Annotated in this window: 14 protein-coding genes; 8 read left to right on the top strand and 6 right to left on the bottom strand. The window is 59.4% G+C overall.

What is annotated here, in order from left to right; all coding sequences use genetic code 11:
• Positions 1-226 precede the first annotated feature (226 nt).
• Complete coding sequence (locus VOI22_RS20285; protein ID WP_323798267.1) at positions 227-1,534, top strand: tetratricopeptide repeat protein; 1,308 nt, start codon at positions 227-229, stop codon at positions 1,532-1,534.
• A 145-nt stretch (positions 1,535-1,679) separates the two neighbouring features.
• A complete protein-coding gene (locus tag VOI22_RS20280; RefSeq protein ID WP_323798266.1) occupies positions 1,680-2,987 on the top strand; it encodes a hypothetical protein in 1,308 nt (435 codons plus the stop codon).
• Positions 2,988-3,025: 38 nt separating this feature from the next.
• Here VOI22_RS20280 and VOI22_RS20275 read toward each other — a convergent pair whose 3' ends face one another.
• The 4 genes from VOI22_RS20275 to VOI22_RS20260 all read right to left on the bottom strand — a co-directional run bounded on the left by VOI22_RS20275 (position 3,026) and on the right by VOI22_RS20260 (position 7,396).
• Positions 3,026-3,706 (bottom strand): DNA-3-methyladenine glycosylase I, encoded by a 681-nt coding sequence (locus tag VOI22_RS20275; RefSeq protein ID WP_323798265.1) that lies wholly within the window; start codon positions 3,704-3,706, stop codon positions 3,026-3,028.
• Positions 3,707-3,800: 94 nt separating this feature from the next.
• A complete protein-coding gene (locus VOI22_RS20270) occupies positions 3,801-5,426 on the bottom strand; it encodes an ATP-binding protein (protein ID WP_323798264.1) in 1,626 nt (541 codons plus the stop codon).
• Positions 5,427-5,648: 222 nt separating this feature from the next.
• Positions 5,649-6,797, bottom strand: a complete 1,149-nt coding sequence (locus tag VOI22_RS20265) for a DSD1 family PLP-dependent enzyme (RefSeq protein WP_323798263.1) — start codon at positions 6,795-6,797, stop codon at positions 5,649-5,651.
• A gap of 2 nt (positions 6,798-6,799) precedes the next feature.
• The gene (locus VOI22_RS20260) at positions 6,800-7,396 is read right to left on the bottom strand and encodes a LysE family translocator (protein ID WP_323798262.1); all 597 of its coding nucleotides are present in this window, start codon (positions 7,394-7,396) and stop codon (positions 6,800-6,802) included.
• A 222-nt stretch (positions 7,397-7,618) separates the two neighbouring features.
• Here VOI22_RS20260 and VOI22_RS20255 point away from each other — a divergent pair, with 222 nt between their 5' ends.
• From VOI22_RS20255 to VOI22_RS20240, 4 genes are all read left to right on the top strand, one after another.
• Positions 7,619-8,023, top strand: coding sequence for a hypothetical protein (locus VOI22_RS20255; protein WP_323798261.1), 405 nt, complete (start codon positions 7,619-7,621; stop codon positions 8,021-8,023).
• Positions 8,024-8,056: 33 nt separating this feature from the next.
• Entirely contained in the window at positions 8,057-9,622 is a 1,566-nt protein-coding gene (locus tag VOI22_RS20250; RefSeq protein ID WP_323798260.1) for a HAMP domain-containing sensor histidine kinase, read from the top strand.
• Positions 9,623-9,742: 120 nt separating this feature from the next.
• Positions 9,743-10,168, top strand: coding sequence for a DUF2946 family protein (locus VOI22_RS20245; protein WP_323798259.1), 426 nt, complete (start codon positions 9,743-9,745; stop codon positions 10,166-10,168).
• Positions 10,169-10,301: 133 nt separating this feature from the next.
• Complete coding sequence (locus tag VOI22_RS20240) at positions 10,302-11,435, top strand: transporter (RefSeq protein ID WP_323798258.1); 1,134 nt, start codon at positions 10,302-10,304, stop codon at positions 11,433-11,435.
• A gap of 84 nt (positions 11,436-11,519) precedes the next feature.
• On the opposite strand, the gene VOI22_RS20235 is transcribed toward VOI22_RS20240, so the two are convergent.
• Positions 11,520-11,957 (bottom strand): type II 3-dehydroquinate dehydratase, encoded by a 438-nt coding sequence (locus VOI22_RS20235; RefSeq protein WP_323798257.1) that lies wholly within the window; start codon positions 11,955-11,957, stop codon positions 11,520-11,522.
• 173 nt (positions 11,958-12,130) lie between these two features.
• Here VOI22_RS20235 and VOI22_RS20230 point away from each other — a divergent pair, with 173 nt between their 5' ends.
• The gene (locus VOI22_RS20230; protein WP_323798256.1) at positions 12,131-13,015 is read left to right on the top strand and encodes a dienelactone hydrolase family protein; all 885 of its coding nucleotides are present in this window, start codon (positions 12,131-12,133) and stop codon (positions 13,013-13,015) included.
• 9 nt (positions 13,016-13,024) lie between these two features.
• Here VOI22_RS20230 and VOI22_RS20225 read toward each other — a convergent pair whose 3' ends face one another.
• A complete protein-coding gene (locus tag VOI22_RS20225) occupies positions 13,025-14,263 on the bottom strand; it encodes a LysR family transcriptional regulator (protein WP_323798255.1) in 1,239 nt (412 codons plus the stop codon).
• 129 nt (positions 14,264-14,392) lie between these two features.
• Between VOI22_RS20225 and VOI22_RS20220 the strand changes: the two genes are divergently transcribed.
• On the top strand, positions 14,393-15,127 hold the full coding sequence (locus VOI22_RS20220) for a PIG-L deacetylase family protein (RefSeq protein WP_323798254.1): 735 nt from the start codon (positions 14,393-14,395) through the stop codon (positions 15,125-15,127).
• Position 15,128: the final 1 nt, after the last annotated feature.

Here is a 15,128-nt window from a genome sequence, read left to right as displayed (position 1 = left end):
AGGCTGATGGCAAAAGGAAATCGATAAATAATTATCGGCAAACCGAGTTGTGCTTATAATAACCGGGGCCGGGAAGTTGCTGTGCCAGACAGTCACGGGGAGAGCGCCTCTGGAGAAGCCAAATTCCGTGTGATAGAGCTGGGATCTGTCGCTGTTGCCCCTTTAATTCATTTGGATCCTCGGCTGTGCTCTTCATTCAGAAACGCTCCCTGATAGTCATCCGGCCATGTCGCTAGTCGACAGAGTTCTCGGCGGGGACCCAGAAGCCGTTCGGGAGGCTGAAATCAGCCTTCAGGATGCTGCGGTAGTGGAGAATGCCTTCGACCTCCGCAGAGTTCTGATAAAGCATTATATGGCCTGGAAGGGCGTTCGCCGGGACGCTGGCACCAGCCATCTGGAGCGTGACTCCGAGGCAGCGCTCCGACATATGAGGGCTATCCACGAAGCCTCCCCGGAAGATACAGGCCTAGCCCACCGGCTATCCTCACTGTTGATTGAAACCGGTCGGCTCGACGAGGCGTTGCAGCTACTCGAAAGGCTTCTGGAGACGGTGCCGAACAACTCCCTCGGCCTCAAGATGACCATCATGGAATCGCTCGCGCGGGTGCTTACCGCCCGAGGACAACTCGAACGAGCCGCCGCACTGTTCGAGCAGATCTTCTCGCTCTCACTGAAAGCATGCGGGCCATCCCTGAGCGAAAACCAGGAAGGTTTCTTCGGCTCGGCCCTCGCGCGACTGTCGCGGATCCGCATAAATACCGGCGACTATGCGGAAGCGGTCCGGGTAGTCGAGGCGTTTCCGCACACAATCAAACTGCCGTTTCTCAACAACACACTGGACCGGGCCCGCGCCTTGTTGCGCGATGGGGTGCCATCGCAAAGCCCCGACGCTCGACCGGTCGACCTGAATCAATTAACGATCGCCTGCGTCAAACACGGAGAGAAATACGGGCCGGACTATGTCAATCGTCTATACGCGATGGTACGCCGCCATCTGCCGGGGAACTGGCGGTTCGTGTGCCTGACCGACGACCCGCAGGGCATTCGTCCCGAGGTCGGCATTATCGACATATCGAACATCAAAACTCGGGGTTGGTGGACGAAACTGGCCCTGTTCGATCCGCAAACACCGTTCGCAGACCAAACGATCTTCTATCTCGACCTCGACACGGTAATCGTCGGAGATCTGGGATTTATTGAGGGCCTGAAAGTGGGTTTCTACGTCCTCGAGCACTCCTTCATACCGGGCTACAATTCCTCCGTCATGCTGTTCGACAGGGCATTTGCCGCGCCAGTTCATCACCGTTTCGAAAGCAGCGACATCGACCGGCTGGTCGGCGATCAGGACTGGATCGAGGAATGCATGCCCGGGATCGATACCTTCCCGCGCGCGCCCATCCGACTCTATAAATCAATCGAACCGGAAATCTCTTCGACAGATCTGGCCCGGACCGACACGAAAATCGTGACGTTTCCATCGGTGCCAAAACCTCACGAGATCTCGCATGGCTGGGTGGCGGAACACTGGCGCTAGGCTCGCGCGAAATTCGTCCTTCACGGTGCGGCGGACTTCCCAGGGAACGTCGCTTGAGGCAGCAAATTGTGCATTATAGCGATAGCGTTTTTCGTTACTTCGGCTGTCCTTTAACTCAGATACGCTGCTAGGTATTTGTCCGAATATGTCGCTAATCGAAAGAATTCATGCTGGGGACCCGGAAGCCGTTCGGGAGGCGGAAATCTGCCTTCAGGACGCTGCGGCAGCAGAAGGCACCTACGATCTCCGCAGGGCCTTGATAAAACATTATATTGTGTGGAAAGGCGCTCGCCGTGACGCTGGCGTCAATCATCTGGAGCGCGACACCGAAGCAGCGCTCCGGCATTCGAGAGCCCTCTGCGAAGCCCATCCGGACGTTACCGGCCTGGCCTACCAACTATCCTCCTTGCTGGTCGATACCGGCCGGCATGACGAGGCGTTGCGGCTGCTTGAAAAACTGCTGAAAACAATGACGGCCGAGACCCTCGGACTCGAATTGAGGATCCTGGATTCGCTTGCCAGAATTCTATACATGCGAGGAGAGTTCGACCGAACCATCGCAATATTTCAGCAGATCTTCTCACGCGCTCTGAAATCAAACGGGCAGGCCCTGAACGAGGAACAAGAGAGTTTCTTCGGTTCTGCCCTCGCGCGGGTGTCGCGGATCCGTGTCAATACCGGCGACTATGCGGAGGCGGTGCGGGTAATCGAGGCGTTTCCGTATAAAATCCACCTTCCTATTCTCAACAACACGCTGGAACGGGCCCGCGCCTTGTTACGCGACGGTCCGCCATCGCAAAGCGCCGACGCACGGCCGGTAGACCTCGATCACCTGACCGTTGCCTGCGTCAAGCACGGGACGAAATACGGGCCGGACTATGTCAATCGTCTGTATGCGATGGTACGCCGCCATCTGCCGGGGAACTGGCGGTTCGTGTGCCTGACCGACGATCCGCACGGCATCTCCCCCGACGTCGACATTATCGATATATCTGCACTCCAGACCCGGGGATGGTGGACAAAGCTGGCCCTGTTCGATCCGCAAACGCCGTTCACTGGTCAAACGATCTTCTATCTCGACCTCGACACGGTAATCGTCGGAGACCTCGGGTTCATCGAGGGTTTGAAAGTGGGTTTCTACATCCTCGAACATGCCTACACACCAGGCTACAACTCGTCCGTCATGCTGTTCGACCGAACTTTTGCCGCACCGGTTTATCAGCGCTTCAGTAGCAACGACACCGACCGGCTGGTCGGCGATCAGGACTGGATCGAGGAATGCATGCCTGGGATTGACACCTTCCCGCGCGCGCCCATCCGGCTTTATAAATCGCTCGAACCAGACATCACTTCGACAGAACTGGCGCAGACTGGCGCGAAGATCGTGACCTTTCCGACGGAGCCAAAGCCCCATCAGGTCCCGCACGAGTGGGTAGTCGAGCACTGGCGCTAGGTTGCTGAGGAAAGCTTCCGGAGCTTGGATATGCCGGTCTAAGCCTTCGGACCGACCGACAGGGCCAGCGTGCGGCTGATCGCGGTTTGGGACTGGCCGCTCTCCTCACCCCACCGGTTGAAGGCCGCCTGGATTTTGGCCAGCGCGGTCTTGGACGTGGCTGGCCCGTCGATCACGCCCGCCGCCTTCAGTGCGGAGGTGACATCCTTCGACAGAACAAACCCGTCGCGCCCGACGAAACGCAGGAAATACTGTCCGGTCAGCCCGCCGAGCCGATTGCCGTGCTTCTTCAGATAGTCCAGCAGACCAATCTGATCGGCAGCATCCCACTTGGCGATGAACCGGCCGGCGCTGCCGTCGAGGGCCGTCATCTGTTCCACCAGCCGGGCATTGTCGCGCACCGCCAGGATCTTCGGCTTGTTCCGGATGATACCGGTATCGGCGAGCAGTGCCGACAGCCGTGCCTCGCTCATCTCGCTGTTCACAGCGATATCGAAGCCGTCGAAGGCCTCTTCAAACCCCGGCCATTTGCTCTCGATGATCTTCCAGACGAACCCGGCCTGGAAGACCCGCTTGGACATCTCGGCGAGGATGCGGTCGTCGGGAAGGGACGCCGGGTCCGGTGCATCGGCAAAATCGGCGAGACGGGCATCGACTGCTTTTGCGCCGCCGTGATGCGCCTCGGCGCGGGCGCGGATTTCCTTGAAGGTCTCACTCATCAGCCTTGTCCGGACGGTTATAGAGTTCCGTGCTGAGATATTTTACCCTACTATCACCCATTATGGTGACAACAACGCCGTCAGGGTCGCATTTCTATGCCTCGCTTGACGTCAGACCGTTGCTTTTTTGCGGCACTGTAAGGACAACCGCAGTGCCCTCGCCAGGGATACTCGAGATATTAAGACTCCCACCTTGGAGCTCGAGAAGGCGCTTGGTGATGGCGAGGCCAAGGCCCGCCCCCTCCGACGACGTCACCAGAGGACTACTTCCCCGCATAAAGGCATTTCCAAGTTTTGGCAGTAAATCTGCCTCGATGCCAATGCCTTGATCCCGAACCTCAAGGATGAGACGGCCGTCATTGTTTTCTGCAGAAATCGACACAGTCGAACCGGACGGAGAAAACTTGACCGCGTTGGAGAGGATATTGATCAAGCACTGCCGCATGGCGCCTGAGCTGTAGTAACCCTCGGCGTTCTCCGTGACATTAACGATCACATCGATCGATTTGGCGGACGCGAGCGGGTTAATCGTTTCGAGCGCTTGCGCGATTGTCGCATCGACCGATTCAATTTTCGTTTCGATTACGGCTGTTCCTTCCTCGAGCCGCCCAAAATCAAGCACATCGTTTATGATTTCCAGCAGCAGAGCGCCGCTGTTCTTGATGTCCTGACAATACTCACGCATCCGATCATGACCGAGCTGCTGTGGTCCAAGATGATGCATCAAGTCTGCAAAGCCGATTATGGCATTGAGCGGTGTGCGAAGTTCATGGCTCATAATGGCGAGGAAGCGCGTCTTCGCGTGATTCGCAGCCTCAGCCTGATGCAAGGCCGCCGTAAGGTCGGAGGTTCTGTTCTGCACCACAACCCTCAAATATTGACTCAAGCCGAGGAACAGGAAGAGCGCCGCGAGCATGCATCCACCTGCCCAATAAGCCCAGAGCGGAAGCACCTGTTCTGTCGACGGACTGATCCACTCAGCTTTCAAATGGTAGTAAACTGAATTCGGATCGGACTTGAGTTGGGCAACGGTCGAGTCCATCGCTGTGATCAAATCGGTGGGCACATTCGGCGAATAGGCAAAAAACAGCCGGGAAGGCCGGAAGACGATAGGCGTCCGTTGGACCGAGTAATCGCTTTCGGTCGCGTAACCGAAATACTGGTTCACGATACCGACCTGTACATCGCCACGATCCAGGAGTTCGAAAGTTTCACGGTGAGACGTCGTCGATCTGATGGAGAAACCGAGTTCCCGTTCACGTTGGAGTTCGGCCAGACGCCTGTGCTGCACGCTGTCTCGCAGCACCGCCACTTCTTTGCCGGCGAGATCGGCGAGTCGACCGACCGTCAGACCCGGCGCCGTATAAATCGAGGACCAGCTGTGCAGTGCTGTTTCACGTCCAAATCTGAACAGTTCCTCACGCTCAAGGGTCCAGGCAACGTCCGGCATGATGTCGATTTCACCGTTCTGCAGGAGTTGCAGACAGTCGGCCCATTTGCAGGGCACCGATTCGTATTCGAAACCGATATCAGCGGCGATGACCTTCAGAAGCTCGGGGAAAAACCCTGTAGGTGAAGCATTCTCAGCATAGTCAATCTTCGGCGGATTTTTGTACACACCCACTCTGAAAGGGGCCATGTCAGCAGCTTTGGCCACTGGAGCCGGGTCACAAAAAACAAACGCGACCATCAGTCCAACCGAAGCAATCCAAACTCTCATTTTTAAAAATTCCGCGAGCGAGAACAGTCACCTGTCAAAAGTCTCTTAGACCTCATACTCCGAACAAACTGTTAATGGAGCAAGTAGTGCTCTCGCCCTTATAGATGTGTCGCAGCCTTTACTGACGCCTGACACATACCGTCCCCGAGCTGTGTCGGGAACTAACGCATCGTCACAAGCCCACGGGAGTCTGCGACACCCGATCGATCCAAGACTTCGATATCAGTAAGCCTTGCCACGAGCCGTTACCGGCCAGAGGCATTCGACAGCACCACCGCGCACGCCGACATACCAGTCATGGATATTGCAGGTCGGATCGCAATGACCGGGCACCAGTTTCAGCTTCTCGTTGATCCGCAGCACATCGCCCGGATCGCGAATGGTGCCGTGCTCGTCGGAGCAGGCGACATATTCGACATCGTCCCGCCCGAAGATCACCGGCAAGCCTGAATCAACGCTCTGTACCTTGAGTCCGGCATCGCAGACCGCCTGCCCCGGCTTGGCATTACTCATCACGCTCGTCAGCAGGAAGAACGCGTTCTTGAATTCTGAGATCGGCGCGCCGCTCTCGTCCCGGACCTGCTGGTAATCCGCATCCATGAAGGCGTAGGAGCCGCACTGCAATTCCGTATAGACGCCGGAGCGGCCCTCGAACGGATAGGAGCCGGTGCCGGCCCCGGTCACGCTCGGGCAGCCGATCCCTGCGTCCACCAATCGATCGCGCGTGTCGCGCGCATGTGCAATCGCCGCCTCGATCCGGGCCTTGCGCTCGGCGAAGTCGCGTACATGCTGCGCGCCGCCGTGATAGGCCTGAATGCCGCGAAATGTCAGCCCCGGCGCCGCAACGATAGCTTTCGCCAGATCGACCGAGGCCGCCCCCGGCTCGACGCCGCAACGTCCGGCGCCGCAATCGATCTCCACCAGAACCTCGATCGCGCTACCGACACGGACCGCAGCGTCCGACAATTCGGCAACGTTATCGATATCGTCAATGCAAACGCCGATACGGGTCGTCTTCGCCAATTGCGCCAGCCGGTCGATCATCAACGGACTGCGTACCTGGTTGGTGATCAGGATATCGGCAATACCCCCGCGAGCGAAAGCCTCCGCCTCCGACACTTTCTGACAGCAAACACCGACGGCACCGCCTTTTTCGATCTGGTAGCGGGCAATGTCGGCCGACTTGTGCATCTTGCCGTGCACACGCAGATCGATGCCCATATCCGCCGCAAAACCGCGCATTGCCGCGACATTCTGCTCGAACGCGTCAAGATCGATGAGGAGGCAGGGCGTCTGGATATCGCCCTCGCTCATACCGACAGTCGCCGGTACATCGAAGCCGACTTCCAGGGTTCCGGTCTCGTCTGTCATGTTCAGCCTCCCTCGCGCGGCCACGCGGCCAGAACGACCACGACCAGCATCGAAAATGCCATGCCCTTGTTGATCAGAGATTGCGTGCGGTCCGAAAGATCCAGCCTTTTCAGCGAAACCCCGGCCCAGAGCCAGGTCAGATGTACCGGGATCCATATCGCGTTGATGATCACGAATTTCACCGCGATCTCGATACTCTGGCTCTCCGCCATGAAATGGAACCCGGAAAAAAGCGTGGTATTCACCGCATAGGCTTTCGGATTGATGAGCTGTAATCCGAAACCGCCTATCACCCCCGGCGCACTCTGACGCTCCACAAAGGCGATTTTTGAGCCTGCCCAGCCGATCCGGAAAGCCAGATAAAGCAGATAGGCAACGGAGCCGTAGAGCAAAATTGGCCCAAGAACGGGGTTTGCCAAGACCACGGCAGCAATCCCGGTGACCACAAGAAGGGCAACCGCGTTGGTGCCGAGGAAAAGGCCTATCAGAAAGCGGGCCCCTGACGCAAAACCGTATCCCGCTCCAATCCCTGCCGTTGTCAAAACACCAATGCCAGGCGTGATGATCAGAAAGAAAATGGCCGCAGCAAAAGTCAGCATGAAAACTCGGAAGAAAAAAGGAGGGACGACTCTGTCCGGGAGACTATCCGTATCCCCTAGACTGTCAAATGCTTCAGCATCAGGTGCGCCGAACCTAAATCAACCCTGACGATGCATCTTCACTGAAAAGCATACCTACTATGCAGACGGGTTCCGGCAAATTAACGGCTTCTTTAACTTCCACCGATAAATTGCCAGTCTCATTTGAGAGTGAGGAAACCAATGACCAAGCTTCACACAATCATCTTTGGCCTCGCACTGCTGGCATCGTCGCTTGCTGTTCCGTCACAAGCCTCTGCGCTGACTCTGGCGGAGAAAGCATCGATCCAGGCTTCCATGCAGCGGCATGTAGACGGGCAACTCGTTGATGGCGCCCTGCTCTATCTGGAGCAGAAGACAGGAGAAGTGCAGCGCCTGCACCCCGTAACAGCACACCCCATGATCCTGACCATGGGCGATCACTACGTCCTCTGCTTCGACTACCGGGATGACAACGGCAAGAACGTACCCGTTGACTATTACATGGCGCGCCGGGATAGCGCGTATGTGGTGTTCCACACGGCTGTTGCCGACCGGGTTTTGTTGAAGCGCCTGATGGCGGACGGAAAGGTCGCAAGGTTGCGCTAAGGCGCACAATCTTGCACATCCGGGTGAAATGAAATGATCGCCAAGCTGGCACTGCTGAAACGCCTGAAAGTCAAATTGCTGGCAATTGTCGGCGTGGCTTTTCTCGCGCTCATCGTGCCTGGCGTTTGGATTCTGCTCGTGACAACCTCGCTCTCGGACGAGGAAATGCTGGCAACCCGGATCGGAAATCTGGCGGCCCGCACCGCACTCGCAATTGACCGTCACCAGGCCTATGACAGCCCGTTCCTGGCACGTGACCTGCTCTCTCCCTTGGCTGCGGACCGGGCGTTCCTATGCGCCGAGCTGTCCAGGAACGGAAGCACCCCAGTAGCCGCTCTCCCGTCTTCGCAGGGCTGTCCAACTGATCTCGAAGGCCTCGAAATCAATATCCCCGTCTCCACCCAGCAAGGCTGGGAGCTGCGCGTTCTCTTCACCGACGCGGAACTGCACGCACAGCGGCACTTTGAATACACACTGGGCCTTTCGGCCATCGGCGTCGCTTTTCTCGCGGCCATGATCGCTGTCGCGGCGGGTTTCACGTTCCTCGTGGAACGGCCGCTGACGCGATTGCTGACCGCCATCCGGAATTCGTCTGAAAGCGGCGAGCTGCAAACTGTGAACTGGCGGGGCAGCGATGAGATGGGACTGGTCGTCCGCGCCTATAATGCAATGGTCGAACGCGAACGTCAGCGCGATCAGGCATTGGTGAATACGAACGAAGAACTGCGCCGCTCAGAAGCGGATCTGAATAACCTGAACCGACAGCTGGAAGACCGTGTCACAGACCGCACGCGTGAGCTGGAGCTGGCAAAGAAGTCCGCGGAGTTCGCCAATTTCTCCAAGACCCGGTTCCTGCGCGCCATGAGTCATGAGTTGCGCACCCCGCTAAATGCGATCATCGGCTTTTCCGATATCATGGTGCAGGGCACGCTCGGCAAGCTGGAGAACGACCGTTACAGGGAGTTCTCCGGGGACATCCGGGATAGCGGGCGCCATCTTCTGAAGATCATCAACGAATTGCTCGACATCGCCCGGATCGAGGCGGGGCAGGATACGCTCGAGGAAGAGATCGTCAGCGTCAACGTGCTGATGATGGAGTGCATTCGGTTGGTGAGTCCCCTTGCCAAAGAGCGCTCCATCACATTGCACAATTCCGAGATCGACCCCGAGTTGGTGCTTGATGTGGACGCTACAAAAGTGAAGCAGGTGCTGCTCAACCTGATCGGCAATGCTGTAAAATACACACCGATTGGCGGCAGCGTTCACGTCGCCGTGACGTTGCGTCCACGCCACGGCGATCCACGCAGAGGCGGGATCGAATTCCACATCCGGGATACCGGAAAAGGCATGTCCGCGGATCAGATCCCGCAAGCAATGGCCGCTTTCGAGCGCCTGGACAATGAGATTACGGCCTCCCAGAGCGGCACCGGCCTCGGCTTGCCGCTTGCCCAGATGATGATCGAACTGCACGGCGGCTCGCTCACTCTTGAAAGCGAAGTCGGTGTCGGAACCACAGTTTCCGTCTGGCTGCCGGCCACCCGCGTCGGCTATATGCGGTCCGTACTCAACGACATCCCGCCGGTTCAGAAAGCGGGCTGATCCCGCTCCAGCGGCACACATGCCGCATCGCCTTCCCCCGAGCCACACAACCCGCATTCCTCCCACCCTGCGACAAGGTGCCGCTTTGTTGGACTGCCGGCCTTCACATAGGAAGACCGGATGCGTTTTCCGGGAATTCCACACCGCGCCGTCCTGACGCGCTTCCTGATCCTCAGCCTGACCCTTCAGCTGTTGATCCCGACGGTTTTCGCTTCCATTCAAGGCGGGGCGGGGCAACGGGCATCTGACGATCCCTTTCGCACGGCCGTCATCTGCACCGCCAAAGGCCTGGTCCGGATCTCCCTGGACGAGCAGGGTATTCTCGTCAAAAACGACGATAAAGAGCCCAGCTCAGCCGTCACTCCCGACTGTATCTATTGCAGCCTGGCCAGCAGCGTTCTGCCATCCCAGGCGCAACAGCCGGTCCCGGCCGGGCTCCTGCCAGGCACACGCTGCCAAAACCCGCTCGTCGACGCCGAGCTTCCCCGGACGGCGCACCATGCGAACAGTCTGCAGCCCCGTGCGCCACCACGCGGTCAGGCGTGAGTTAGCACACGGCGCCCGACGCCACGCTTCACGCCGCTTCTTTCAGAACATCCAGGACAGATCCAATTCGCCGGCCCTCATGCGCCGGACGAAGACGTCTGTCATTTGAAAGATTCCGACCATGCGAGGAACCATGGCACAGACAAAGACTCTCAAATTTCTGCGTACCGCTGCACTCGCGGCCCTGTTCGCAGCACCCTCCCACGCCGCGTTCGCGCAGCATGCAAATCATGGCGCGAAGGACCACAGCGCCATGCAGCATGGCCATGACGCAAAACACGGCATGGCCATGGACGCGCACGGACACCCGCTGCCGATCGGCGTCATGGGTGCGCGCACGCCGATGAAGGGGCGCTTCATGCTCGGCGCACGCGTCATGCAGATGAAGATGGACGAGCTGCTGCAGGGCTCGAACGAAATCACGCCCGAAACAGCGGCTGCCAGCGTTGCCAATCCCTTTGCACCGCCCGCGACCGTACGCATGGTGCCAACCGAGATGGAAACCAAGATGGCCATGGTCAGCGCGATGTACGGCGTCACCGACACTCTCGGCGTGATGGCCACGGTGCCCTATATCGAGAGGGACATGACAATGGTCACCTTCTCCGGCATGTCGGGCACGACGCGGCGGGGCGAGAACAGCGCCTCCAGTTCAGGGATCGGAGACGTCAAGGTCGGCGCGGCCTATACGCTCTACAAGGAAGGCATGCACCGGATCACCGCAGCCGGCGCCGTCAGCCTGCCCACGGGCAGTATCGAGGAAACCGGCCGCATGCTGATGCCGACCGGTATGTACATGACCCGGCGTCTGCCCTACGGCATGCAACTCGGCTCCGGTACCGTCGACTTCCTGCCCGGCATTACCTATTCCGGTGCCTCCGGCGCCTTCTCATGGGGCGCCCAGTACAAGGCAGTTCTCCGCATGCAGTCGGAGAACTCCGAGGATTACCGCCTCGGCAACATCCACCGTGTGACAAGCTGGGTCGGCTACCGGTTCACCGACTGGTTCCAGGCGACGGCACGGATCAATGCCCGAACCGAAGGGAAAATCCACGGCCAGGACCCGAATATCAGCGGTGCGGCTATCGGCGCCAATCCGGACAATTACGGAAGCGACCGGATCGGCGGCCTGCTCGGCTTCAACATCACGCCGGGGAACGGAGTGAGAATTGGTGCGGAAGCCGGCCTGCCCCTCTACGAAAAGGTTAACGGCACCCGCCTCGGTGCCAGCTGGAGCGCCAGGCTCGGCGTCACCTACATGTTCTAGGCCGGTAATCTGCCGTCAGGCCAAGCAGGCTCCTCTCCCAAGCCATCAAAACATCGGGAGGAGAGCCTGCCGCCCGACAGAAGTTCAGGCACGAGCATCCAGCATCTCGTAAATCGCCCCCATCGCAGTCAGATACCCGCGTGGACCAAGACCGCAAATAACCGCTGTCGCCGCTGCCGACAGCAGGGAATGCTCGTGCAGCTTGTCGCGCGCATGAATGTTGGAGATGTGCAGCTCGATCTTCGGACCCTCGAATATTTTCAAAGCATCGAACAGCGCGACCGAGGTGAAGCTGTAGCCCGCCGGGTTGATGATCAGCCCGTCGGCCTCGTCTTCGGCCTGCTGGATCATTTCGATCAGCTCGCCCTCATGGTTGGTCTGCTTGAACTCCAGCGGACCACGCGCCGCTTCCCGGCACCATCCCTCGACCTCACCAAGCGTCGTATATCCGTAGATATGTGGCTCGCGTTTACCGAGCTTGTTCAGGTTCGGACCGTTCAGGATATGAATCTTGTGTGTCACGGCGTTTCGCCTCCCTCTTGATTTCTTGCGCGCCCTCCCGGCACGGCGCCCCAAGTAACGCGGCTTTGATCTCATTCAGCAAGAGGAGGTGCCGGACGGCCTCGAGTTTTTTCACATACCGCGCGTATGATCTCATCGCGGTATTTGTGAGATCACTCCCAGGGAGGGAAGAGATGGACACGTCGAAGATCGATCCACGTATCTACGCGCTCTACGATCAGTATTGTCACAGCAGCATGAAGCGTCGCGAGTTCCTGAAACGCGCGTCGACCATCGCCGTGATCGGCGGAACCGGACTTGCCATGGCCGAGGCCCTGCTGCCGAACTATGCGGCGGCACAGACCATTTCCTTCACCGATCCCCGGATCAAGGCAACCTATGAAACCTATAAGTCTCCCGGTGGCAACAGCGGTGAGATGCGGGGTTATCTGGTGCAGCCGGCGGGCGACGGGCCGTTTCCTGCCGTTCTGGTAGTCCACGAGAACCGGGGCCTCAATCCGTATATCGAGGATGTTGCGCGCCGGGCCGCCGTTGCCGGTTTCCTGGCTTTCGCACCGGATGGGCTCTGGCCGGCGGGCGGGTATCCCGGCAATGACGATGACGGTAAGGTCCTGCAGGCCGGCCTCGACCGGGGCAAGATCCATGTCGACATGCTGAACGGTGCCAAATTCCTGAAATCACACCCGCTCTCGAACGGTAAGCTCGGTGCCACCGGGTTCTGCTTTGGCGGCGGTGTGGTGAACTATCTCGCCGTGGAAATGGGCGCTGATCTCAATGCCGGCGTGCCCTTCTACGGGCGCCAACCGGCGGACGCGGACGTGGCCCGGATCAAGGCGCCGCTGCTGGCCCATTACGCGGAAGAGGACCCGCGCGTGAATGCTGGGATCGAAGGCTTCGATGCTGCCCTCAAGGCGAATGGTGTCAGTCACGAGATCCACGTCTATCCCGGCACCAATCACGGCTTCCACAACAATTCGACGCCCCGCTACAACGAGGCTGCCGCGAAACTCGCCTGGGAACGGACGACTGCGTTTTTCACCGCCAATCTCGCGGGATAAGCGGCGCGATCAGTGCGGATCGGGGTAATGCGCCGCGACCTCGGCGCCGGCATTGAACAGCAGATCGATCATGCGCTGCTGTGACAGGGTCGGACGCCAGTTGCGGCGCACCGAGAGGCCGATCTGTCGTGGCGCGGCCGGGACACGAAAATTCAGCCGGGCCAGGATATTGAGGGACTCCTCGTGCCTGATCTGGTGCGCCGAGATCAGTGCCACCGCGTCGCTTTCCGTCAGGATACCCCGTATCAGGATGAGCGAGCTGGCCTCGACGACATGTGTCGGGCGCAGCTCCGGGCGATCCTCGAACATCCCCTCGAAATTGCTCCGGGTCGGTGCCCCGGGGCGCGGCACGATCCAGCTGAACCCCGACAGATCTTCCAGTGTGATTTCCGCTCGTGCCGCCAGCGGGTGGTCCGGGCGTGCAACCAGCGCCAGACGATCCTCGAACAGGGCTTTCTGCTCGATATCCGCGACGGCCTCGGGCGCCCTGAGGGCACCGATGAGCATATCAATCTCGCCGTATCGCAACGCGTCAACCAGCGTGTCATAGGGACCGTCGACCACGCTCAGATAGGCATCCGGGCGTTCATCGAGGAAGGCATTGATGGCATGAGGTAGCAGATAGGTCCGGGCCAGCGGCAGTGTACCGATCCTGACCCGCGCCGTATCCCGACCGCTCCATGCCGCGATATCCTCCAGCGCCTGTTCCAGCTCTTCGAAGGCAAGGGCCGCGTGCCGCGCCAACCGGTCCGCTGCCCGGGTCAGCACGACCCCGCGCGAGACCACCTCGAACAACGCGATCCCGGCATCTTTCTCAAGGCTGCGGGCCATTCTGTAGAGCGCCGACTGGGACATGCCGATCAGACGCGCTGCCCGTGAGAAGCTGCCGGTCTTCGCCACCGCCAGCAGCGCACGTAACTGGGCAGCGGTAATCCGGCGTTCAAATCCGCCCCCAGATCCGCCTGCCTGCTTCTGCCCCCGTCGCGCCGCGGGCCGTGTCCCTTCTTCAATATGCTGGATGGCTCGTTCGGCACGCTGGCGGAACAGCTCCCCGGGCTCGGTCAGCAGCAGCCCCTCCGTCGTCCGCTCGAACAAAGCCACCCCGACCTGTCCCTCAAGCTTCGCAATCGCTTGCGTTACAGCGGGTTGGGAGAGATGCACCCGGTGCGCGGCACCACTGATGCTGCCGAGCACGGCAACTTCGCAAAATGCCCTCAGGTGGCGAAAGTTGATGCGATTGACATCCATGAGACAGGCAACCTTCTACGCGCGGGGAACCAGTATGCATAAATCTTATACAGCTTGGCGCCGTTTGAAATTGGATGATCCGCGTGCGCGCCGCATAGTTGGGAGAATTTCCCAGTTGAGAGGCGAGAAATGGCAGGAAACAAGACCGCGCTGGTCATCAGCGCCCATGCGGCCGACTTTGTCTGGCGCGCGGGTGGCGCAATCGCGAAGCATCAGACCCTCGGTTACGACGTCACCGTCGTCTGCCTGTCTTACGGAGAACGCGGCGAGTCCGCCAAGCTCTGGAAAGAAAGCGGCATGACGCTGGAGAAGGTCAAGGCCGCGCGCCGGATCGAGGCGGAGAATGCCGCCGTCGCCCTCGGTGTTCACGATATCCAGTTCATGGATCTGGGCGACTATCCGCTGATTCTGGAGCGCGACGACAAGTACAAGCTGGTCGACATCATCCGCAAGGTGCAGCCCAGCTTCATGATGTCTCACTCGCAATACGACCAGTACAATACCGACCATATGTACACGACCGGGATCGCCCTCGAAGCGCGGATGATCGCGCAGGCCTGGGGCCATAATCCGGGCGAAAAGGTGCTCGGTGCGCCGCAGCTCTATCTGTTCGAGCCGCACCAGACTGAACAGATGGGCTGGAAGCCGGACACTTTCCTCGACATCACCGATGTCTGGGACAAGAAGCGGGCCGCCATCGAATGCATGGAGGGCCAGGAGCATCTCTGGGACTACTACACCAACGTGGCCGAAAACCGCGGCAACCATTTCCGGCGCAATTCCGGCGGCCAGGCCGGCGGACGCCCCGCACGCTATGCCGAGGGTTTCCAGTCCGTGTTCCCGCGCACCGTTGACGAGTTGTGAT

The sequence above is a fragment of the Nisaea sp. genome, from assembly GCF_034670185.1.
Classification (GTDB): Bacteria; Pseudomonadota; Alphaproteobacteria; order Thalassobaculales; family Thalassobaculaceae; genus Nisaea.
Note: the sequence above shows the minus strand (reverse complement) of the source record. Positions and strands in the feature narration are given on the sequence as shown.

What these genes read in the sequence shown, in the direction of transcription:
- VOI22_RS20220 (WP_323798254.1), top strand. Translation starts at nt 14,393, where the DNA reads ATGGCAGGAAACAAGACCGCGCTGGTCATCAGCGCCCATGCGGCCGAC.
- VOI22_RS20260 (WP_323798262.1), bottom strand. Translation starts at nt 7,396, where the DNA reads ATGCTGACTTTTGCTGCGGCCATTTTCTTTCTGATCATCACGCCTGGC.
- VOI22_RS20230 (WP_323798256.1), top strand. Translation starts at nt 12,131, where the DNA reads ATGGACACGTCGAAGATCGATCCACGTATCTACGCGCTCTACGATCAG.
- VOI22_RS20250 (WP_323798260.1), top strand. Translation starts at nt 8,057, where the DNA reads ATGATCGCCAAGCTGGCACTGCTGAAACGCCTGAAAGTCAAATTGCTG.
- VOI22_RS20225 (WP_323798255.1), bottom strand. Translation starts at nt 14,263, where the DNA reads ATGGATGTCAATCGCATCAACTTTCGCCACCTGAGGGCATTTTGCGAA.
- VOI22_RS20275 (WP_323798265.1), bottom strand. Translation starts at nt 3,706, where the DNA reads ATGAGTGAGACCTTCAAGGAAATCCGCGCCCGCGCCGAGGCGCATCAC.
- VOI22_RS20240 (WP_323798258.1), top strand. Translation starts at nt 10,302, where the DNA reads ATGGCACAGACAAAGACTCTCAAATTTCTGCGTACCGCTGCACTCGCG.
- VOI22_RS20245 (WP_323798259.1), top strand. Translation starts at nt 9,743, where the DNA reads ATGCGTTTTCCGGGAATTCCACACCGCGCCGTCCTGACGCGCTTCCTG.
- VOI22_RS20280 (WP_323798266.1), top strand. Translation starts at nt 1,680, where the DNA reads ATGTCGCTAATCGAAAGAATTCATGCTGGGGACCCGGAAGCCGTTCGG.
- VOI22_RS20270 (WP_323798264.1), bottom strand. Translation starts at nt 5,426, where the DNA reads ATGAGAGTTTGGATTGCTTCGGTTGGACTGATGGTCGCGTTTGTTTTT.
- VOI22_RS20285 (WP_323798267.1), top strand. Translation starts at nt 227, where the DNA reads ATGTCGCTAGTCGACAGAGTTCTCGGCGGGGACCCAGAAGCCGTTCGG.
- VOI22_RS20265 (WP_323798263.1), bottom strand. Translation starts at nt 6,797, where the DNA reads ATGACAGACGAGACCGGAACCCTGGAAGTCGGCTTCGATGTACCGGCG.
- VOI22_RS20255 (WP_323798261.1), top strand. Translation starts at nt 7,619, where the DNA reads ATGACCAAGCTTCACACAATCATCTTTGGCCTCGCACTGCTGGCATCG.